This window comes from Streptomyces sp. NPDC001222, assembly GCF_042896945.1.
Taxonomy (GTDB): Bacteria; Actinomycetota; Actinomycetes; order Streptomycetales; family Streptomycetaceae; genus Streptomyces; species Streptomyces gibsoniae.
The window spans coordinates 138362-159611 of the sequence record NZ_JBIAXT010000021.1; the positions used below are offsets into that span (position 1 = coordinate 138362).

The 21250-nt window shown below is 72.0% G+C and carries 17 protein-coding genes; 12 read left to right on the forward strand and 5 right to left on the reverse strand.

Features of this window, described 5'->3' with window-relative positions:
• Positions 1-8: 8 nt before the first annotated feature.
• The gene (gene cofD, locus ACFY2Z_RS26170) at positions 9-968 is read right to left on the reverse strand and encodes a 2-phospho-L-lactate transferase (RefSeq protein ID WP_390746533.1); all 960 of its coding nucleotides are present in this window, start codon (positions 966-968) and stop codon (positions 9-11) included.
• Positions 969-1121: 153 nt separating this feature from the next.
• Positions 1122-1739: a cysteine dioxygenase gene (locus tag ACFY2Z_RS26175; RefSeq protein WP_390746534.1), complete on the reverse strand. Its 618-nt coding sequence runs from the start codon at positions 1737-1739 to the stop codon at positions 1122-1124.
• A gap of 700 nt (positions 1740-2439) precedes the next feature.
• On the opposite strand from ACFY2Z_RS26175, the gene ACFY2Z_RS26180 reads away from it, so the two are divergent.
• The 3 genes from ACFY2Z_RS26180 (at position 2440) to ACFY2Z_RS26190 (ending at position 8096) form a co-directional block, all read left to right on the forward strand.
• The gene (locus tag ACFY2Z_RS26180) at positions 2440-2703 is read left to right on the forward strand and encodes a WhiB family transcriptional regulator (RefSeq protein WP_003975777.1); all 264 of its coding nucleotides are present in this window, start codon (positions 2440-2442) and stop codon (positions 2701-2703) included.
• A gap of 216 nt (positions 2704-2919) precedes the next feature.
• The gene (locus ACFY2Z_RS26185) at positions 2920-6546 is read left to right on the forward strand and encodes a glycosyltransferase family 2 protein (RefSeq protein WP_390746535.1); all 3627 of its coding nucleotides are present in this window, start codon (positions 2920-2922) and stop codon (positions 6544-6546) included.
• Complete coding sequence (locus ACFY2Z_RS26190; RefSeq protein WP_390746536.1) at positions 6543-8096, forward strand: DUF5719 family protein; 1554 nt, start codon at positions 6543-6545, stop codon at positions 8094-8096. Before ACFY2Z_RS26185 ends, ACFY2Z_RS26190 begins: the two co-directional genes overlap by 4 nt.
• Before the next feature lie 135 nt (positions 8097-8231).
• Here the strand turns inward: ACFY2Z_RS26190 and ACFY2Z_RS26195 are convergent, their stop codons facing one another.
• Positions 8232-8681 carry a metallopeptidase family protein gene (locus tag ACFY2Z_RS26195; RefSeq protein ID WP_390746555.1) on the reverse strand — a complete coding sequence of 150 codons (450 nt, stop codon included), beginning with the start codon at positions 8679-8681 and terminating at the stop codon, positions 8232-8234.
• Positions 8682-9067: 386 nt separating this feature from the next.
• Here ACFY2Z_RS26195 and ACFY2Z_RS26200 point away from each other — a divergent pair, with 386 nt between their 5' ends.
• The 6 genes from ACFY2Z_RS26200 (at position 9068) to ACFY2Z_RS26225 (ending at position 14807) form a co-directional block, all read left to right on the forward strand.
• Entirely contained in the window at positions 9068-9442 is a 375-nt protein-coding gene (locus tag ACFY2Z_RS26200; protein ID WP_311699710.1) for a DUF3499 domain-containing protein, read from the forward strand.
• 145 nt (positions 9443-9587) lie between these two features.
• The gene (locus ACFY2Z_RS26205; RefSeq protein WP_390746537.1) at positions 9588-10952 is read left to right on the forward strand and encodes a phosphomannomutase/phosphoglucomutase; all 1365 of its coding nucleotides are present in this window, start codon (positions 9588-9590) and stop codon (positions 10950-10952) included.
• A gap of 181 nt (positions 10953-11133) precedes the next feature.
• The gene (locus ACFY2Z_RS26210; protein ID WP_390746538.1) at positions 11134-11304 is read left to right on the forward strand and encodes a Trm112 family protein; all 171 of its coding nucleotides are present in this window, start codon (positions 11134-11136) and stop codon (positions 11302-11304) included.
• 28 nt (positions 11305-11332) lie between these two features.
• Positions 11333-12460: an SIS domain-containing protein gene (locus ACFY2Z_RS26215; RefSeq protein ID WP_390746539.1), complete on the forward strand. Its 1128-nt coding sequence runs from the start codon at positions 11333-11335 to the stop codon at positions 12458-12460.
• Between the two features lie 61 nt (positions 12461-12521).
• Positions 12522-13673, forward strand: coding sequence for a mannose-6-phosphate isomerase, class I (gene manA, locus ACFY2Z_RS26220; RefSeq protein WP_390746540.1), 1152 nt, complete (start codon positions 12522-12524; stop codon positions 13671-13673).
• A gap of 156 nt (positions 13674-13829) precedes the next feature.
• Entirely contained in the window at positions 13830-14807 is a 978-nt protein-coding gene (locus ACFY2Z_RS26225; RefSeq protein ID WP_390746541.1) for a cation diffusion facilitator family transporter, read from the forward strand.
• A gap of 3 nt (positions 14808-14810) precedes the next feature.
• Here ACFY2Z_RS26225 and lepB read toward each other — a convergent pair whose 3' ends face one another.
• Complete coding sequence (gene lepB / locus ACFY2Z_RS26230; RefSeq protein ID WP_390746542.1) at positions 14811-15479, reverse strand: signal peptidase I; 669 nt, start codon at positions 15477-15479, stop codon at positions 14811-14813.
• A gap of 966 nt (positions 15480-16445) precedes the next feature.
• On the opposite strand from lepB, the gene ahcY reads away from it, so the two are divergent.
• Positions 16446-17903, forward strand: a complete 1458-nt coding sequence (ahcY, locus tag ACFY2Z_RS26235) for an adenosylhomocysteinase (RefSeq protein ID WP_390746543.1) — start codon at positions 16446-16448, stop codon at positions 17901-17903.
• A 137-nt stretch (positions 17904-18040) separates the two neighbouring features.
• Positions 18041-18655, forward strand: a complete 615-nt coding sequence (locus ACFY2Z_RS26240) for a hypothetical protein (RefSeq protein ID WP_390746544.1) — start codon at positions 18041-18043, stop codon at positions 18653-18655.
• Positions 18656-18676: 21 nt separating this feature from the next.
• On the opposite strand, the gene ACFY2Z_RS26245 is transcribed toward ACFY2Z_RS26240, so the two are convergent.
• Positions 18677-19738 (reverse strand): RDD family protein, encoded by a 1062-nt coding sequence (locus tag ACFY2Z_RS26245; RefSeq protein ID WP_390746545.1) that lies wholly within the window; start codon positions 19736-19738, stop codon positions 18677-18679.
• Positions 19739-19857: 119 nt separating this feature from the next.
• Between ACFY2Z_RS26245 and ACFY2Z_RS26250 the strand changes: the two genes are divergently transcribed.
• Positions 19858-20865 carry a stage II sporulation protein M gene (locus tag ACFY2Z_RS26250; protein ID WP_390746546.1) on the forward strand — a complete coding sequence of 336 codons (1008 nt, stop codon included), beginning with the start codon at positions 19858-19860 and terminating at the stop codon, positions 20863-20865.
• The last annotated feature ends 385 nt before the right edge of the window (positions 20866-21250 follow it).

Consider the following 21250-nt stretch of genomic DNA (forward strand, 5'->3'; position numbering starts at 1 on the left):
CCCGCCGCTCAAGCGCCCCGCACCTCCTCCGCCAGCGCCAGCGCCTCGCGGGCCATCCGGGCCGTCGCCTCCAGGTCGGTCATCATCAGCGGCACCGCGCGGCAGCGGATGCCCGCGGCCTCGACGCGCTCCACGGCGGTCGCGTCCACCGAGTCGACGAGCCAGCCGTCCAGCAGCCCGGAGCCGTAGTGCTCGGCGACCGCCGCGGCCGTCGACTCCACACCGACCGCCGCGAGCACCTTGTCGGCCATGCCGCGCACGGGCGCGTCACCGACGATGGGGGAGAGGCCCACCACCGGCACCCCGGCGTTCGCGATGGCCTCCCGGATGCCGGGCACCGCGAGGATGGTGCCGACGGACACCACCGGGTTGGACGGCGGGAAGAGCACCACGTCCGCCTCCGCGATGGCCTCCAGGACACCGGGGGCCGGCTTCGCCCGCTCGGCGCCCACCGGCACGATCGCCTCGGCCGGGACGGAGGCCCGCAGCCGCACCCAGTACTCCTGGAAGTGGATCGCCTTGCGCTCGCCGTCCAGTTCGACGGCGACATGGGTCTCCACGCGGTCGTCCGACATGGGCAGCAGCCGGACCCCCGGCTTCCAGCGGTCGCACAGCGCCTCGGTGACCGCGCTGAGCGGATAGCCGGCGCCCAGCATCTGCGTCCGCACGATGTGCGTGGCGAAGTCGCGGTCGCCGAGCCCGAACCACTCAGGGCCCACGCCGTAGGCCGCGAGTTCCTCCTTGAGGTGGAAGGTCTCGTCGGCCCGGCCCCAGCCCTGTTCCTCGTTGATGCCGCCGCCGAGTGTGTACATCACCGTGTCGAGGTCCGGGCAGACCTTCAGCCCGAAGAGGTGGATGTCGTCGCCGGTGTTGCCGATGACCGTGATGTCGGCGTCGGGAGCGGCCTGCTTCAGACCGCGCAGAAACCGGGCACCGCCGATGCCGCCTGCCAGAACCACAATGCGCATTGAGACAGTGTGTCAGCCGCCGGGCCGACTCGGCGGGGGTGGTCGACGCGTGACGGACGGGGACGGTCCTGCGAACGGTGGTGACGACCCGCGACCGGTCGTGGACGGCCGCCGGGCTCGGCCGGTGACCGTGTCGTGAGCCCCGGCCGGAGATCAGCCGGTGACCGTGTCCACCGGGCCGCGCTCCGCCGCGCACGCCGAGACGCGGGTCTTTGCGCCCCCAGTGGCCCCGGCGATATCGCCGGTCTCCCCGGCCGCACGGAGCCGGGACTCGGGAAGCATGGGCATCTCGGTCAGGCCCGGGAAGTAGATGTGCAGGCTGACCGCCGGCTCCAGCGCGTCATTGACCACCTCGTGCACGTAACCCGGCGCGAAGACCCTCTGCGCCCCCGCACCCAACGCGCGGGTTCCGCGCTCCGTGCGCTCGGTCAGTGCGCCGTGCAGGACGGTCAGTACGCCGGACGAGCCCCCGTGGCCGTGCAGTCCACTGCCCTGTCCGGGGACCCAGGACAGCAGCCACACCTCGTAGCCGATCGGGGTCTCCCCTGCTCGAGCGGAGCCGAGAGCTTGGGGAACGGTGCGCAGCCGGTGGTACCAGCGGGAGGTCGCGTCGTACCGCACGAGGTGCTCCCACTGGGAGCGGTCGGCGGCGATGGAGCGGGCGAGGCCGGCGAACTCGGCCACGGTGGCCGGGTGCTCGCGCGGCGGCTGGAGCAGATGCGGTACTTCCAGGATGTCGCCGGCGATCTGCAGGTCGCTGTCGCTGTTCATGGGGCGCGGTCATTCCTCGGCGAGAGTGGGGGGCGGCTGGATGTCGCGAGTCGTCCGCCCGGGTCGCGGGCGTGGCGGGAGCCCTGATACGGGCGGGGAACAACAGCCGAGTCGGTGGACTCAGATGCGGCCGGAGCGGTGGGAGAGGCTCAACAGCCGAAACAGCGACAGCTACAGCGAGCGCGGGCAGCACCGTGGGACCCGGCGGAGCGGGTCCGGGTGAGTGCCGGGTTCGCGAGCATGCCCCCTAGGACACCGGTTCACACCTCCGCTGTCAACTTGAGGTCCGCGATGCGGGAGGTGTTTCACCTCATCCGGTTCATCTGCGAGACGAAAGGTTTGTTCACCGGGAGTCCGGGACACATGGAGCGCACCGCCGGGCGCACGGACGCCGTTGCGATCTCGTGATCCGACTGTGATCCGGTTCGCTTCGCGGTGCGGGTCGGAACGAGATCGAACGTCCGGACGTCCTCCCCTGTGACGGGGTGGTCGCCCATCAGGGCCCCTGTCGAGTGTCTTGGTTTATGCCGATTTGAACACTTTCCGCATAGCCTTGGTTCCGCAGAGTGAATAAGGGGCCCAATAGCAGATCTCGGCTTGACTGGCCCGGATCGGCACACTTGTAATTTCACTCGTGTCGTTCAGCCGAAATCGGTAACGGCCACATCACGGGGACGCGAAGGACTGACGAGGGGCGCACATGACCGAGCTGGTGCAGCAACTGCTGGTCGACGACGCGGACGAGGAACTCGGCTGGCAGGAGCGCGCGCTGTGCGCCCAGACCGACCCCGAGTCCTTTTTTCCCGAGAAGGGCGGCTCCACCCGCGAGGCCAAGAAGGTCTGCCTCGCTTGTGAGGTCCGCTCGGAGTGCCTCGAATACGCGCTCGCCAACGACGAGCGCTTCGGCATCTGGGGCGGTCTGTCCGAGCGCGAGCGCCGCCGCCTGAAAAAGGCCGCGGTCTGACGCGGCCCCGCCGGAGACCTCCGGCGCCCCGGCCCGGGACAACGGCGCACGGCCTTCTGCCCAGATGTCACGACGGCCCGTCGCAGGTGGGTTATCCACAGGCGGCGGGCCGCTGTGCTGCCCAGCCGATAGTGTGGTCGCTCGTCCGAGACGCACCGCTGCCCCCGCGGGGCACAGGCGTCCACCGCAGTCCATCGAACCGGGGCCCGTACCTCGATGTCCGTGCACAGCCAGGCAGCCCACCAAGACACCGCTGCCACACCTGAGTTCCCGCGTCATGTGGTCACCGCGGTCCTCGTCGCCCACGACGGCGCCCGCTGGCTGCCCGACGCGCTCGCCGGGCTGCTCGGCCAGGAGCGCCCCGTGCAGAACGCCATGGCGGCCGACACCGGCAGCGCCGACGACTCCGCCCGGTTGCTCACCGACGCCCTCGGTGGCGACCGGGTCCTGCACCTCGCCCGGCGCACCGGCTTCGGCCAGGCCGTCGAGGAGGCCAACCGCGGCGCGGCCGTGCTGACCCCGGACGACCTGCCCTATCTCAAGCGCCCCAGCGGCTGGGACCCGGTCACCCGCACCTGGCGGGACGAGGCGTACGACCTGCCCGACCTGCCGTACGGAGAGCCGGTGCAGTGGCTGTGGCTCCTGCACGACGACTGCGCCCCCGAACCCGACGCCCTGGCCCAGCTCCTGCGAGTCGTGGAGAACGAACTGGAGCTGGGCCGCGACGACGTGGCCGTGGTCGGTCCCAAGCTCCGCGGCTGGTACGACCGCCGGCAGCTGCTGGAGGTCGGCGTCACCATCGCCAACTCCGGCCGTCGCTGGACCGGTCTGGACCGCCGCGAACAGGACCAGGGCCAGCACGACCACATCCGCCCGGTGCTGTCCGTGTCCACGGCGGGCATGCTGATCCGGCGCGACGTCTTCGAGGAGCTCGGCGGCTTCGACCGGCATCTGCCGCTGATGCGCGACGACGTCGACCTGTGCTGGCGCGCTCATGCCGCCGGCCACCGTGTCCTGATCGCCCCCGACGCGGTCGTACGGCACGCGGAGGCCGCCTCCCGCGAGCGCCGCGCCGTCGACTGCGCGGGCCGCACCACGGCCTCCCCGCACAAGGTGGACAAAGCGGGCGCCGTCTACACCCTGCTCGTCAACGCCCGTACGGCACAGCTGCCCTGGGTCCTGCTCCGCCTGGTCCTCGGCACCCTGCTGCGCACGGTCGCGTACCTCGTCGGAAAGGTGCCCGGACAGGCCGTCGACGAGATCCGCGGCCTGCTGGGCACCCTGCTGCGGCCCGAACGGATCATCGCCGGACGCCGTCGGCGCGGCCGTCCGCAGATCGACAAGGGGGAGCTGCGCCCGCTGTTCCCGCCGCCGGGAGCGACGATCCGGGCCACCGTCGAACAGGTCGCGAGCAACCTCGTGGGCCGCTCCGACCCCGAGGTCTCCTCGGCCGGCCGGCACGGCGGCGGCCTGGAGTCCGGCCCGGGCGGCGACGACGCCGACTTCCTCGAGGTCGAGCAGTTCGCCCGGCTCAAGCGCATCGCCCGCAAACCGGGCCCGCTGCTCTTCGCCGTCCTCCTGCTCGTCTCACTGGTCGCCTGCCGCGCCCTGCTCGGCGGCGGGGCGCTCGCCGGCGGCGCGCTGCTGCCCGCGCCCGCCGCCTCCTCCGACCTGTGGTCGAGCTATCTCGACGCCTGGCATCCGGTGGGCGCCGGCGGCACGCACTCCGCGCCGCCCTACCTCGCGCTCGTCGCCCTGCTCGCGAGCCTCCTCTTCGGCTCCACCGGACTCGCGGTGACGGTGCTGCTCGTCTTCTCGGTGCCGCTGGCCGGATTCACCGCCTACTTCGCCTCGCGCCCGCTCGTCGAGTCCCGGCTGCTGCGCGCCTGGGCGTCCATCGCGTACGCCTTCCTGCCCGCCGCCACCGGTGCCCTCGCCGGCGGCCGCATCGGCACCGCTGTCCTCGCCGTTCTGCTGCCGCTCATCGCGCGCGCGGGCATCGCGGCGTCCGGTCTCGCCCATGCCTCCGGCGCGCGCGGCAGCTGGCGCGCCACCTGGGCGTACGCCCTCCTGCTGACGATCACCACCGCGTTCACCCCGATCGTGTGGCCCATCGCAACGGTCCTGGGCCTCGCCCTGCTCGCCGTGCGCAGAAACGAGATCCTCGGCTACGGGCCGCGCGTTCTCGCCCAGTTGGGCACCCCGCTGCTGGTGCTCGCCCCCTGGTCGCTCACGCTGCTGCCCCTCGGCTTCTTCCGGGAGGCCGGTCTCGCCTACGGCAAGGGCACGGCCTCCGCCTCCGATCTGCTGGGCGCGAGCCCCGGCGGCCCCGGCACGGTCAGCGGGCTGATGCTCATCGGCATCGTCCTCGCCGCGCTCGCGGCCCTCATGCGCGCCGGGCGCCGCAAGGCCGCCTGGACGGCCTGGACGGCGGCCCTGGTGGCGCTCGTCTTCGCGGTCCTGTCCAACGCCTCGACCTGGGCCGGACCCGCGACCCTCGTCTACGGCCTCGCGCTGCTCGCCGCCGCCGCGGTCGGCGCGGACGGCGCCCGCGCCCGCGTGGCCGAGCAGAGCTTCGGCTGGCGCCAGCCCGTGGCCGCGCTCATCGCGTTCGCGTCCGCCGCGGGTCCCCTGCTCATCGCCGGCGGGTGGATGATCCGCGGCGCGGACGGGCCCGTGGAGCGGCGCGACCCCGTGCAGGTGCCCGCCTTCGTCGCCGAGGAGGGCGGCACCAGCGACCAGGCCCGCACCCTCGTCCTGGACGGCGAGTCCACCGCGCTGGTGCGCTACACCCTGGTCCGCGGCTCCGGCGCCCGCCTCGGCGACGCCGAACTCGCCGCCGAGGACGGCGAGAACAAGCAGCTCGACAAGGTCGTCGCCAACCTCGTGGCGGGCTCCGGCGCCGACCAGGCCGACGAACTCGGCGGCTTCGCCGTGCGCTACGTCCTCGTCCGCAAGGGCGCCCCCCGCGACGTCAGCCGCGTCCTGGACGCCACGCCCGGCCTGAGCCGGCTCAGCCAGCAGGACGGCAGCGCCCTGTGGCGGGTGGACCGCGAGGTCTCCCGCGCGGCGATCGTCAGCGGCTCCGCCGCACCGCAGCCCGTGGCGGCCGGACCCGTCGGGATCCACACCCGGATCCCGTCCGGCGCCGACGGCCGCATCCTGCGGATCGCCGACACCGCCGACGCGGACTGGACCGCCACCCTGGACGGCAAGCCGCTCACCCGCACCACGGTCGACGGCTGGGCCCAGGGCTTCGAACTGCCCGCGTCCGGTGGCACGTTGGACGTCACCTACGACACCCCGTTCGGCCACACCGGGTGGCTGTGGGCGCAGGGCGCGCTCGCGGTCGTCCTCGTGGTGCTCGCTCTGCCGGGCCGCCGCCGGGACGTCGACGACGACCTCCCCGAGGAGCGGCCCGCGCCCGTCCAGGACGCCGGCGGCGAGGGCCGCCGCGCCCGCAGGCTGCGCGCCCAGGCCGAGGCCGAAGCCGAGGAGGCGGCACAGGACGCCGACGCCCCGGACCAGGCCGAGGAGGAGGTGTTCGAACCCGTCGCGATCCCGCAGCAGCAGGCGTACGGAGAGTGGGACACGACGGGCTACGCGGGCACCGAGTACGGCACCTACGGCGGCGAGCAGTACCAGGGCACCCAGGAGTACGCGCAGGGCGCCTACGAGCAGCAGCAGCAGTACCAGGCCGACCCCTACCAGGGCACCCAGTACGACCCGTACGCCTACGGCAACACGGCGCCGTACGACCCGACGTACCAGCAGGGCTACGCCGCGCCCTACGACCCGGCGCACGGCACCGACAGTGAGCGCCCCGACGGGAGCCAGCAGTGAACCGCACGACCCTGTCCCTGATCGCCGGCGTGACCGCGCTCGCCGCCGTCACCGGGTTCGCCGCGCTCGACGCGCCCCACGCGTCCGGCAGCAGCACCGCGAAGACGGCCGCGCGGCTGCCCGTGGAGCAGACCCGGCTGCTGTGCCCGGAGCCGAGCATCTCCGACATCGCCGACACCACGTACACGTCGTTCACACCCGTCTCGCAGGGCACGAGCGGCAGCGGGAAGGCCCAACTCACCCCCGCCGACGCGCAGTCGGCGGACAGCACGGACACCGGCAAGGGCGGCAGCGGCGCGAAGAGCGGGAAAGGCGGGAAGGGCACCAAGGGCGGCAAGACCAAGGCGCAGTCCGGCGCGCCCACCGTGACCCCAAAGGACCCCGGCACCCCGGTCACCGCGGACAGCTCGGGCTCGGACACGCCCGCGCTGATCGGCACCGCCACGGGACGCCTGGCCCCCGGCTGGACGGTCCAGGAGACCACCCAGGTCGCCGCGGGCGCCGGCCGCGGGCTGCTCGGCACCGCCTGCAGCGCCCCGGACACCGAGTTCTGGTTCGCGGGCGCCAGCACCGCCGCCTCCCGCACCGACTATGTGCACCTCACCAACCCGGACGACTCCGCCGCGGTCGTGGACATCGAGCTGTACGGCAAGGACGGCAAGCTGAAGTCGACGGTGGGCGAGGGCATCACGGTCCAGCCGCACGCCGGCGAGCCGATCCTGCTCTCCACGCTCACCGACGCGCAGGAGCCCGACGTCACGGTCCATGTGAGCGTCCGCAGCGGCCGTGTCGCCGCCGCCGTGCAGGCCCTCGACGACAAGCTGGGCGGCGACTGGCTGGCCCCCTCGACGGACCCCGCGGGTTCCGTGGTGCTGCCCGGCATCCCCAAGGACGCCACGGACGTCCGTCTGGTGGTCTTCGCGCCCGGCGACAGCGACGCCGACCTCAAGGTGCGCCTCGCCTCGCCCTCCGGGGAGATCACCCCGGCCGGGAACGAGACGGTCCATGTGAAGGGCGGTACGACCACCGCCGTCGACCTCGGCGACGTCACCCGCGGAGAGGCGGGTTCCCTGGTGCTGAGCCCCGGCGACACCCCGGTCCCGGTGGTCGCCGCCCTGCGGGTGGTGCGCGGCAAGGGCGACAAGCAGGAGTCCGCGTTCATCCCGGCGACCGCGCCGGTCGGCACGCGCGCGTCGGCCGCCGACAACAGCGCCAAGGGCAGCACGCTCGCCCTGACCGCGCCGGGGGGCACGGCGACGGTCAAGGTCACCGCTTCCGCCGGCAGCGACGGCGGCACGACGGCCACCAAGGAGTACACGATCAAGGGCGGTACGACGCAGAACGTGGACGCGCCCGTGCCGAGCGGCCTGAAGGGCACGTACGCGCTCACCGTCGAACAGGTCTCCGGAGGACCCGTCTACGCCGCTCGCATGCTGCAGACGACCCTCGAGGGCGTACCGGCGTTCACCGTGCAGACCCTTCCCGACGACCGGGGCACGGTGGCGGTGCCCGAGGCGGACCAGGACCTGTCCGTCCTGCTGAAGAAGTGACGGCCCGGGGCCACGGGAGAGGTCGGGCCCCGGCTCGTCGGTGAAGCGACGGCCCGGGGCCACCGAAGAGGTGACTCCCCGGGTTCTTCATGAGATGACGGTCCGAGGGGCCGGGGGCTGCCGGGCCCCTGGGGGTCAGTCCTCGCCGTAGCGCGGATCCACGGTCTCCGGAGTCAGCCCCAGCAGCTCCGCCACCTGCTCCACGACCACCTCGTGGACCAGGGCGGCACGCTCGTCGCGGCCCTTGGTGCGGATCTCCACGGGGCGGCGGTAGACGACGACCCGCCCCCGGCGCCCGTCACCGGCCGGCACCGTGCCCCCCAGAGGCACCGCGTCGTCGCTCCACCCCTGACCGGGGCCGTCGAGGCGCGGCACTTCGAGAACGACGAAGTCGATGTCGGCGAGCTGCGGCCAGCGCCGCTCCAGACGCTCCACGGAGTCCTGCACCAGGTCGGCGAACACCTCGGCACGGCTCGCGGCGAGGGGCACCTGGGGCGGCGCGACGGGGCCGCGCATGCCTCTGCCGTGGCGATCACGGCGGCGGGGTCCGGGTGCGGCGGAGCGGGGCGGTACGGCGTTGTCCATCACTGACGAAGCGTAATCCCCGGCGGGGCCCGGCGCCCGGCCCCACACGGTCTCGCGCCCCCTGTGCCCGTCTTGTCCACACGGCTCGCCGGGCCGACCGCCGGAGGCCGGTCGAAGCTGTCGGGCATGTCGCAGGATGACCATTCCAGCCAAGGTTGGGCTCGATTCCATATCCCTCCCAGACGGTCGGCCTCATGGGAATTGGCAAGGTTTGTACCAAGTGGTGACCGATTTCAGAGAGTCCCGCGGCCGGATCCCGCGGCCTCCGCGCAGGTCACCGAGGTCCGCCGGGAGGGGCGTGTGGGGTGTTTCACAACACGACACGGTGGAGTGACCTGGGGGAGAGTCGTCGCGGCCCGCTCAAGAGTGCGGTACCGTCCAACCTCGTGAGCCCTGTACGTCGTTGTTCGCGCACCGCTTGCGGCCGACCCGCCGTAGCGACGCTGACGTACGTCTACGCCGACTCGACCGCGGTCCTCGGTCCGCTCGCCACCTACGCCGAACCCCACTGCTACGACCTGTGCGCCGAGCACTCCGAGCGCCTGACCGCACCGCGCGGCTGGGAGGTCGTCCGGCTCCTGGACGGCTCCGCCCCCGCCCGCCCCAGCGGCGACGACCTGGAGGCGCTCGCCAACGCGGTCCGCGAGGCCGCCCGCCCCCAGCAGCGAGCGGCGGAGGCCGGCGGGAGCGCGCGGACGGCGGACCCGATGGAGGTCGCGCGCCGGGGTCATCTGCGGGTGCTGCGCTCGCCGGACAACTGAGCCCGGGGCAGCCTTCGTGAAGTCCGGGTGTGAACCCCGGTATGAACTCCGTTGGAACTGCCCTCCCGGCCCGCTGGACCCGCCACCGAGGGCTGCTTCCAGCAGGTAGTTTGGGGCCATCGTCAAGACCTCAGGAGGGTTGGCCGTGGCTGCTGATCTGTCGCAGATCGTGAAGGCGTACGACGTGCGCGGAGTCGTCCCCGACCAGTGGGACGAGTCTCTGGCCGAACTCTTCGGGGCGGCCTTCGCCCAGGTGACCGGCGCGGACGCGATCGTGATCGGCCATGACATGCGGCCCTCTTCCCCGGGACTCTCGGGCGCGTTCGCCCGCGGGGCCGCCGCTCTCGGAGCCGACGTCACCGAGATCGGCCTGTGCTCGACGGACCAGCTGTACTACGCGTCGGGCGCGCTGAACCTGCCGGGCGCCATGTTCACCGCCTCGCACAACCCGGCCCAGTACAACGGCATCAAGATGTGCCGCGCGGGCGCCGCCCCGGTCGGCCAGGACACCGGCCTCGCCGAGATCCGCGCCCTGGTCGAGCAGTGGGTGGACGAGGGCGCTCCGGAGCCCGCGCAGACGCCCGGCACGGTCACTCGGCAGGACACGCTGAAGGACTACGCGGCACACCTGCGCTCGTTGGTCGACCTGACCTCAATCCGGCCCCTGAAGGTCGTCGTCGACGCCGGCAACGGCATGGGCGGCCACACCGTGCCCACCGTCTTCGCCGGACTGCCGATCGACGTGGTCCCGATGTACTTCGAGCTGGACGGCACCTTCCCCAACCACGAGGCCAACCCGCTCGACCCCAAGAACATCGTCGATCTGCAGAAGCGCGTCCGCGAGGAGCACGCCGACATCGGCATCGCCTTCGACGGCGACGCCGACCGTTGCTTCGTCGTCGACGAGCACGGCGACCCCGTCTCGCCGTCCGCCGTCACGGCCCTGGTCGCCGGACGCGAACTGGCCAAGCACGGCGGGAAGGGCACGGTCATCCACAACCTGATCACCTCGTGGTCCGTGCCCGAGGTCGTCCGCGAGCACGGCGGCTCGCCCGTGCGCACCCGTGTGGGCCACTCTTTCATCAAGGCCGAGATGGCACGCACCGGCGCGATCTTCGGCGGCGAGCACTCCGCGCACTACTACTTCAAGGACTTCTGGAACGCGGACACGGGCATGCTGGCCGCACTCCATGTCCTGGCGGCCCTCGGCGAGCAGGACGGCCCGCTGTCGCAACTGGTCGCCGAGTACGACCGCTACGCGGGCTCCGGAGAGATCAACTCCACGGTCGACGACCAGCAGGGCCGCCTGGCCGCGATCAGGGCGGCGTACGAGGGCCGTGAGGGCGTCACCCTCGACGAACTGGACGGCCTGACCGTCTCGACCGCCGACTGGTGGTTCAACGTCCGCCCCTCCAACACCGAACCGCTGCTCCGCCTGAACGCGGAGGCGAAGGACGAGGCCACCATGGCCAAGGTCCGGGACGAGGCCCTGGCCGTCATCCGCGGCTGACCCCGCCGCGCACGGCACGGCCGCGTCGGGCCCCCCTCCGAGCGGGGGCCCGACGCCGCGCCACCGCGCCCGGCCCCCATCACACCGCCCGAGACCGCGCCACCACGCCCAACCCTCACCGCGCCGCCCCCGCGGCGGTAATCTGACCAGGTCAAGCGCACTCGCTCCGAAGGGACCCCTCATGCCGCTCGAAGCCGGCCTCCTGGAGATCCTCGCCTGCCCGGCGTGCCACGCCCCCCTCACGGAGGAGGACAGCGAGCTGGTCTGCACCGGTCAGGACTGCGGCCTCGCCTACCCCGTCCGGGACGGCATCCCGGTCCTGCTCGTGGACGAGGCCCGCCGCCCCGCCTGACGCAACCGGCGATCGGAGACTGCCGCTCATGCTCGACGAATCGCTGCTGGACGACCCCGATGCGCTGGCCGTCGCCGACCGCCGCGCCCTGCTGCGCGGCGCCGCCGAGGCCGGCGCCCGCGTCCGCACCGCCGTACGGCACGCCGCCGAGGCGGGGATCAACGATCTGAAGCCCGACGGCCGCCCCCGCGCCGTCCTCATCGCGGGCCCCGGAACCGCCTCCGTGGGGGTCGCCGAACTGCTCGGCACTCTCGCCGGCGCCTCCTGCCCGGTCACCCGCATCCACCCGACCGGTGTCGCCCCGGCCGCCGGCGCCCTGCGCTGGGACCTGCCCGGCTGGGCGGGCCCCGTGGACCTTCTGCTGATCGCCACGCCCGACGGCACCGAACCGGGCCTCGGGATCCTCGTCGAGCAGGCCTACCGCCGAGGCTGCACGGTCGTCGCCGTGGCCCCCGCCGGAGCCCCGGTCACGGAGGCGGTGGACGGCGCGCACGGCCTGTTCGTCCCGATGGCGATCGCTCCCTACGAGCAGGAGGAACCGCTCGCGGCCTCCGCGCCCGGCGTTCTGTGGGCCCTGCTCACCCCGCTGCTCGCCCTGCTGGACCGCACCGGGCTGCTCTCCGCCCCGGCCGACGTCCTGGAGAAGGTCGCCGACCGCCTCGACCAGGTCGCAGAGCGTTGCGGCCCGGTCATCGCCACCTACAGCAACCCCGCCAAGACCCTCGCCGCCGAACTCGCCGAATCCCTGCCGGTGATCTGGACGGAGGGCGTCTCCGCCGCGCCGGCCGGCCGCCGCTTCGCCGCCGCGCTCGCCGAACTGGCCGGCCGCCCCGCGCTCACCGCACGGCTGCCCGAGGCGCTGGCCTCGCACCACGTGCTGCTCTCCGGAGCGCTCGCCGCCGGCGCCGACCCCGAGGACTTCTTCCGCGACCGCGTCGAGGAGGCCCAGGCCCTCCACGCACGGGTGGTGCTGCTGCGCGACCGGCCCATCGGGGGCCTGAGCGCGGCCCCCGCCGCACGGGAGCTGGCACTCAGCCACGACACGGCGATCAGCGAACTGGAACCGGAGGACGGCAGTGAGCTGGAGACCCTCGCGGAACTGATCGCCATCACAGATTTCGCCGCTGTTTACGTGGCGCTCGCTTCGGGGGCCTGACCTTGGCTCACGCCGTCTGACGGCGTCTGCGCCCCGCGTACCTACGGAGAAGAAGACACCCATGGATCGCCTCGACAACACCGTCCGCCCCTACGCCTGGGGTTCGACCACCGCCATCCCCCGCCTCCTCGGCGTGGAGCCGACCGGTGAGCCCCAGGCGGAGATGTGGATGGGCGCCCACCCGGGCGCACCCTCGCGCACCGCGCGCGGGCCGCTCAACGAGGTGATCGACAAGTCCCCCGAGCAGGAGCTCGGCGCCCGCACGGTCGCCAAGTTCGGACCCCGGCTGCCCTTTCTGCTGAAGATCCTCGCCGCCGGGGCCCCGCTCTCCCTCCAGGTGCACCCCGACCTGGCGCAGGCGAAGGAGGGCTACGAGGACGAGGAGCGCCGCGGCATCCCCCTCGACGCCCCCCACCGCAACTACAAGGACGCCAACCACAAGCCCGAACTGATCTGCGCCCTCACCGAGTTCGACGGTCTGTGCGGCTTCCGCGCCCCCGACGAGGCCGCCGAACTGCTCGCCGGCCTCGACGTCGACTCCCTCAAGCCGTACGTCGACCTGCTGCACGCGCACCCCGAGGACGCCGCCCTGCGCGAGGTCCTCACCGCGGTCCTGACCGCCGACCCCGCGGAGATGGCCCACACGGTCACCGAGACCGCTACCGCCTGCGCCCGCCTCGGCGGCGCCTACGCCCCGTACGCGGACCTCGCCCACCACTACCCCGGCGACCCCGGCGTGATCGCGGCCATGCTGCTCAACCACGTACAGCTGCAGCCCGGCGAGGCCCTCTTCCTCGGTGCCGGCGTCCCGCACGCCTATCTGAGCGGCCTCGGCGTCGAGATCATGGCCAACTCCGACAACGTCCTGCGCTGCGGTCTGACCCCCAAGCACGTCGACGTCCCCGAACTGCTGCGCATCGTCCGCTTCGAGGCGGCCGACCCCGGCGTGCTGCGCCCGGAGGCGTCCCCCGACGGCGAGGAGGTCTACGAGACCCCCATCGACGAGTTCCGCCTGTCCCGCTACGTCCTCCCCGAGGGCACCGCCGCACACGACCTGACCCGCCCGACCCCGCAGATCCTGCTGTGCACGGCGGGTTCCGTACGCGTCGGCGAACATCTCCTCGCCCCGGGCCAGTCCGTCTTCGTGGCGGCGGACGAGACCGCCGAGGCCTCCGGGACCGGCACCCTCTTCCGGGCCACGGTCGTCGCCTGACGCACAGCCGCATTCCGTCCGACGGCGGTCCGGCGCATCACGGCGCCGGACCCGGCTGCAACAATGGCCCACCGGCAAAGGCGGGGCAAAACCCTGGACGCGCCACGAGAGTGCGGCGAGCCAGGGCGGACGGTGACGAAGGGACAACGCGAACTCATGAGCGCGTCAGGCGGCAGCAAGGCGATCGTGGCGGCACTCGGCGCCAACCTCGCGATCGCGGCATCGAAATTCGTGGCGTTCGCCTTCAGCGGCTCCTCCTCGATGCTCGCCGAGGGCGTCCACTCGCTCGCCGACTCCGGGAACCAGTTCCTGCTGCTGATCGGCGGCAAGCGGGCCCAGCGCGAGGCGACCCCGCAGCATCCGTTCGGCTACGGCCGCGAGCGCTTCATCTACGCCTTCCTGGTCTCGATCGTCCTCTTCTCGATCGGCGGCATGTTCGCCATCTACGAGGGCTACGAGAAGATCCAGCACCCGCACGGACTCGAGAACTGGTACTGGCCGGTGGGCGTCCTCGTCTTCGCGGTGATCGCCGAGGGCTTCTCGTTCCGCACCGCCATAAAGGAGTCCGACGAGCTGCGCGGAACGATGTCCTGGGCGCAGTTCATCCGCCGCGCCAAGGCGCCCGAGCTGCCCGTCGTCCTCCTGGAGGACTTCGGCGCGCTGATCGGCCTGGTGCTCGCACTCGGGGGCGTCGGCCTCGCAGTGCTCACCGGCGACGGCATCTGGGACGGTATCGGCACCGCCTGCATCGGTGTCCTCCTCGTCTCGATCGCCCTCGTCCTCGCCGCCGAGACCTCGTCCCTGCTCCTCGGCGAGGCCGCCGGTCCGGACGTGATCAGGCAGATCGAGACGGCGACCGTCGACGGCGAGACCGTCACCGGCATCATCCACATGCGCACCCTGCACCTCGGTCCCGAGGAACTGCTGGTCGCCGCCAAGATCGCCGTTCGGCACGACGACACCGCCGCCCAGGTCGCCGCCGCGATCGACGCGGCCGAGGCCCGGATCCGCGCCACCGTCCCGATAGCGCGGGTCATCTACCTGGAACCCGACATCTACAGCGAGGCGGAGGCGGCCAAGGGTCCGGACCCCGAGGCGACGCCCGGGGGACCGGACCGGACCGCCGGCCACTGACTGTCACATCTGGACGGGCCACGGCGGCGCGGGCGGCACGACCCGCCTCCGGCGCACCGCCACGGCGGCGATCCCCAGGCCGATGCCCGTGGCGGTCAGGATCAGTCCGAGCAGCGCGGACAGAAGCCAGCCCACAAGCCGGCCCGGACCCCCGACGACGCGCCCCTGCACATCGCCGACGGCCACCGTCCCCTGGTGGCCGTCGGTCGCGAAGAACCGGGAGTCCACGGAGTTGACCCGGTGGTCACCCAGCACGAACAGCCGGCCCTCGGGCACCTTCACGTCGTACGGCCGATGCGCACCGTCGGCGATGCCGTCCTTCACATACGGCTCCACCAACGGCCGCCCGTTGACGGTGATGCGTTCGTCCGTGCTCTTGCCGCAGCACACCACGTGGTCGCCGCCCACACCGATCACCCGCTTCAGCACGGCCGCGCCGTTGTAGCGGTCCGGCGTGGCGAAGAGGATGACATCCCCTCTGTGTATCTCGTCGCCGTCCAGCCGCCGTACGACGAGCTGCTTGCCGACGCCATAGGTGGGCTCCATGCTTCCGCCGCTCACCGTGACGGCCGTGTAGGCCGCCCGCACATAGAGCAGGGAGCCCACCAACAAGATCAGCCCCAGTGGCAGCGTCAACCACGCCGCGATCGCCAGTCCCCGTCCCTTACCCATCGCCATCCCCTCCCCGCACGGCCCCTCCGCACGCGCAGAGGCTAGCCAGCCGGCGCTGCGACCGAGAAGGTCCGCCGGCTCGCGACTCCCCCAGCCCGGCGGCTGGGAGGCTGGGAGGTGCGCCCCCGGCACGGCACCTCGCCGCGTTGTCGCATCCCCCGAGTCCATCCGGTACGCGGGCGATGCTCCGCATTGCGAGGCTCCCCCACTGCCTGGAAGGCGCGGGGCACCCCCAGCCCCGGACCCCGCGAGCCCTTCCGGCGAATCTTCGCGGCCACAGCACCAGCTAGTGCCCCAACAGGCACGGTTCGCCCCGTCGCGACGCCCGGCACGCCCTCTCTCCGCACCGGCCGAAAGCCCAAGTACATCCAGTACGAGGCCTTCCGGCCGGCACCCCCCCAAGCTCTTCGAGCAGGGGTACCCCCAGAGCGCGCCCCCCGAGCTCTCGGCTTCGCTCGAGCAGGGGCCATGTCGCCGCTCCTCGACGGGCGAACGTTGCCTGCCGGGGCACTGGCGACCGCCTGTGCGTCGGCTGAGCGCCGGGCCTCGAAGCCCGACACCTTCCTCACACGGCACGCCGCCGCGAACGACCGATCCGGCACCCCCGACGCCCCGGCGTCCCCCTGATCGTCCGAGCACAAAGCCATGGAAACGCCCTGCTCATCCGGCTTTGCCCGGTCCCGGCGCACCACCTGGGGAAGCGCGCGGTCCGCTTCACCGCGCCCACGATGTGTCCGGAGGCGGACTGGGGGCGGCCGGGTCCCTCGGTGTAGCTTGGGACGGAGCCAGACGTCGCTGCTGATGGCGGTCGGGCGGCCCAGGCGGGCCGGCCGAGGGAGAGAGGGCCTCCGACGGACTGCGCTGCGCGCACGCGGGCATGCCTGTGTCCTCTTCGGGCACCCCTGTGTCCGCCGCCGCGCAGACCAGCCCTACCCACCTCGCCCCGACTCCGAGGAGCACCTCGCAATGACGACTGTCGACAACCGACAGGACTTCAAGGTCGCCGACCTCTCCCTGGCCGAGTTCGGCCGCAAGGAGATCACTCTCGCCGAGCACGAGATGCCCGGTCTGATGGCGATCCGCAAGGAGTACGCCGAGGCGCAGCCCCTGGCCGGCGCCCGTGTCACCGGTTCCCTGCACATGACCGTCCAGACCGCCGTGCTCATCGAGACGCTGGTGGCCCTGGGTGCGCAGGTCCGCTGGGCCTCCTGCAACATCTTCTCCACCCAGGACCACGCGGCCGCCGCCATCGCCGTCGGCCCGAACGGCACGCCGGACAACCCCCAGGGCATCCCGGTCTTCGCCTGGAAGGGCGAGACGCTGGAGGAGTACTGGTGGTGCACGGAGCAGGCGCTGACCTGGCCGGGCGTCCCCACCGGCGGCCCGAACATGATCCTCGACGACGGCGGTGACGCCACCCTCCTCGTCCACAAGGGCGTCGAGTACGAGAAGGACGGCAAGGTCCCGGCCGTCGAGACCGCCGAGTCCGACGAGCACCGCGTGATCCTTCAGCTGCTGCACCGCACCCTGGGCGAGAACCCCCAGAAGTGGACCCAGCTGGCCTCGGAGATCCGTGGTGTCACCGAGGAGACCACGACCGGTGTCCACCGCCTGTACGAGATGCAGCGCGACGGCGTCCTGCTGTTCCCGGCGATCAACGTCAACGACGCCGTCACCAAGTCGAAGTTCGACAACAAGTACGGCTGCCGCCACTCGCTGATCGACGGCATCAACCGCGCCACCGACGTCCTCATCGGCGGCAAGACCGCGGTCGTGTGCGGTTACGGCGACGTGGGCAAGGGCTGCGCGGAGTCCCTGCGCGGACAGGGCGCCCGCGTGATCGTCACCGAGATCGACCCGATCTGCGCGCTGCAGGCGGCGATGGACGGCTACCAGGTCACGACCCTCGACGAGGTCATCGACAAGGCCGACATCTTCGTCACCACGACGGGCAACAAGGACATCATCATGGCCGCGGACATGGCCAAGATGAAGCACCAGGCGATCGTCGGCAACATCGGTCACTTCGACAACGAGATCGACATGGCCGGCCTCGCCAAGGTCCCCGGCATCGTCAAGGACGAGGTCAAGCCGCAGGTCCACACCTGGACCTTCCCCGACGGCAAGACGATCATCGTCCTGTCCGAGGGTCGTCTGCTGAACCTGGGCAACGCCACCGGTCACCCGTCGTTCGTGATGTCCAACTCCTTCGCGGACCAGACGCTGGCCCAGATCGAGCTGTTCACCAAGCCCGACGCGTACCCGACCGGTGTGTACACGCTGCCCAAGCACCTCGACGAGAAGGTCGCCCGTCTCCACCTGGACGCGCTCGGCGTGAAGCTGACCACGCTCCGCCCCGAGCAGGCCGCGTACATCGGCGTCGACGTCGAAGGCCCGTACAAGTCGGACCACTACCGGTACTGACAGGACCACCCCCGGTACCGGCCACCGATACCGCCGGTACCGACCAGGCCCTCAGGCAGGCCCCCGCACCCCCGTGTCGGGGGCCTGCCCCTTTTGGCCCGGCCGACCGGACCAGCCCGTCACACCCCAGGACCCCCATGCCCCGCGGCCGATATTCGCTTCACGACCCGCACGACGGCTCCCTCCTCGCCGAAGAACACTTCCAGTGCGCACCCGGCCCCTCGGGCTGGCGCTACGTCTCCCAAGTGACCACCCCCTCCGGCGACCACGCCGGCTCCGTCGACCTCGCCCTCGACGAGCTCGGCCGTCCCATCCGCCTCGAACTGCACGCCGCGAGCTGGCAGGTGCGGGGCGCCGCTCTGGACGGCGTCACCTGGGTCCGCACCGACCCCACCGGCACCCACGCCACCGAAGGCAATGTCCGCGCCCACGCCTTCACCGGCACCTCCCCCGCGTTTCTCGTCGCCACTGCCCGGCTGCTGCGTCTCACCCCCTCCTCCGCGGCGACGCGCGTACGCCTCGTCGCCTTCACCGATCCGGTCCTCGCCCCCCGCACCGTGGACCAGTCCTGGGCCCTGATCGAAAGAGAAGCACACCCCACTGACAACGACCCGCTGATCGTTGACGAATACCAGGTCACAGCCTTGGACACGGGGGAGCGGCACACCGTCCACATCGCCGGTGACGTCGTGCTCGCGGCGCCCGGCGTCGAACTGGAGGACCTCGAATCACCGCCGTCGACGCTCAGTTGACGCGGGGCCCGCGCCAGACGGTCACGCCGGGGGCACGAACCCGGTGGCTGGACGGTCCGACGGCGCTGCCGCCTGCGGCGGCGCGGGCCGCGGTTCGGCAGCCGAGGCCTGGGGACGGCCATATGTCTGCGGTTGGCCGGGCCTTCCGGACCAAACGTCCACACCGACGGGTCCTGTCGCCTGCTCTGCCGCGGAGGACCCTGGAGCCGCCCACGGGCTTCCTTCGCTCCGCGGGGCGGCAGCCTGCCCCGGCGCAGGAGCCTGCACGGGCGCAGGAGCCTGCCCGACGTGACCCTCCGGCATCCCCTGCGCCTCCACGGCCGCCTCGGCACCCCGGCCCCCGAGCGTCCGCCGCGCCTCCCTGGCCTGGCGTTCCTGCACCACCGCCGCCAGATACGCGGCCGGCGGGACACCATGCGGCGCTGGCGTCCCCGTACGTGCCGCGAGATCCGAGGCGAGACGTTCCGCCATCGCCCAGCCCACCTGCGGATCCAGGGACTGCATCCGCGTCAGGTACTGCCGGATCGCCAGCCACAACCCGTCCGGCACCGCCGAGAGATCCAGCTCGGCGAACCGTCCGGCGAGCCAGGGCGGCGGCGGGGGCACAAGGGCCGTACGCCCCACCGGCACCCGCTCCCGCACGACCAGCGTGCCCGCGAAGACGTCTCCGAGGCGCCTGCCCCGGGCCGACACGAGCGAGGCGATGCACGCGACGACCCCGAACGTCATCTGGATCTCGACCACCCCGACCGCGCCCCGGACCAGCGCGTGACGGAACCGGATCGGTCCTCCGTCGTCCCGCACCACGCGCAGCCCGCAGGCCAGCTTGCCCAGCGAACGGCCGTGGGTCAGGGTCTCCACCGCGATCGGCCCGCCCACCGGGACCAGAACGAAGGCCGCGATCGACAGTGCGATCTGCGCGGCGTCGTCCAGACCGGACGTAGACGCCACCAGAGCGATCATCACGACGACATAGGCGGTGACCGCCACCACCATGTCGAGCACCACCGCGAGCACCCGGCTCGGCAGTTTCGCGGGGCGCAGCTCAAGCGCCACCGCCTCGCCCGTGACCAGTTCACTCATGCCTCGCGTCCTTCCCCTGACCCACCCCGGGATACGACAGTCTGCCAAGCTGTGGGCGCATCGCGCTCCAGTGCGACAAGCTGTCACGCAGTACGAGAGGACGAGGAGCAGCCGGACCCATGGACCTCGACGTGTTCGTGTCCGCCCACAGCGCCGAGTGGGACCGCCTCGAGGCGCTGCTGCGCCGCCAGCGACGCCTCACGGGAGCCGAGACGGACGAACTCGTCGCTCTCTACCAGCGCACCGCGACCCATCTCTCGCTGGTCCGGTCCAGTGCACCGGATCTCCAGCTCACGGGCCGGCTCAATCAGCTGGTGGCACGGGCGCGCAGCGCCGTGACGGGCACGCGCCGTGCCTCGTGGCGCGATGTCACCCGCTTCCTCACTCATGGCTTTCCCGCTGCGGTCTATCGCTCGCGCCACTGGTGGGTACCGACCGCGTTGCTCTCCACGGTGATCGCCGCGCTTCTGGGGTGGTGGATCGGCTCCCATCCGGAGGTCCAGTCCTCGATCGCGGCCCCCGGCGAACTGCGCAACCTGACCCGCCCCGGCGGCGAGTACGAGACGTACTACTCGAGCCATCCGGCCGCCGCCTTCGCCGCCCAGGTGTGGACGAACAACGCCAAAGCCACCGCGATGTGCCTGGTCCTCGGCATCTTCCTGGGACTGCCGGTCCTCTGGATCCTCTTCGAGAACATGCTGAACCTGGGAGTGGGCCTCGGCCTCATGTCCTCGGCGGGCCGTCTCGACACCTTCCTCGGGCTGGTCCTTCCGCACGGTCTCCTGGAGCTGACGGCCGTCTTCGTGGCCGCCGGCACGGGGCTACGGCTCGGCTGGACCCTTGTCGATCCGGGCCCCCGCACCCGCCGCAGCGCTCTTGCGGAGGAGGGCCGGGCGGCCCTGGGTATGGCGATCGGCCTCGCCCTCGTCCTCTTCGTGTCGGGCGCCATCGAGGGCTTCGTGACTCCGTCCGGCCTCCCCACATGGATGCGGATAGCGATCGGCGTCCTCGCTGAGCTGGCCTTTCTCACGTATGTGTTCGTCCTGGGCGGGCGCGCGGCACGGGCCGGTGACATGGGCGACCTGGAAGCGCACGAGCGCAGTGCGACCCTCCCCAGCGCGGCGTGACGCGGGGGTGGCCCGTCGGATGTGCGTCTCACTCCGTTGACCTGCTAGTCTCCTCTTCGCCGCGCAAGACCTGTTGACACGGGTCGAGCGAGGAGGTAGATTCGAACAGTTGCCTGGAGGTGGACCTCCACCCCGGGGCCAACCGAGAACATCTACTTGCTCCTGGAACATCGATTCCGCGGAGCCACCCCCGATGATTCAGAAATGGACGCCGGTCAATCGGCCCCGGAACTTCTGATAAAGTCGGGAAAGCCGGAAAGGGAAACGCGGGAGCGGGAACCTGGAAAGCACCGAGGAAATCGGGTCGAGAAAAGATCTGATAGAGTCGGAAACACCGAAGGGAAGCGCCCGGAGGAAAGCCTGAGAGAGTCTCTCGGGTGAGTAC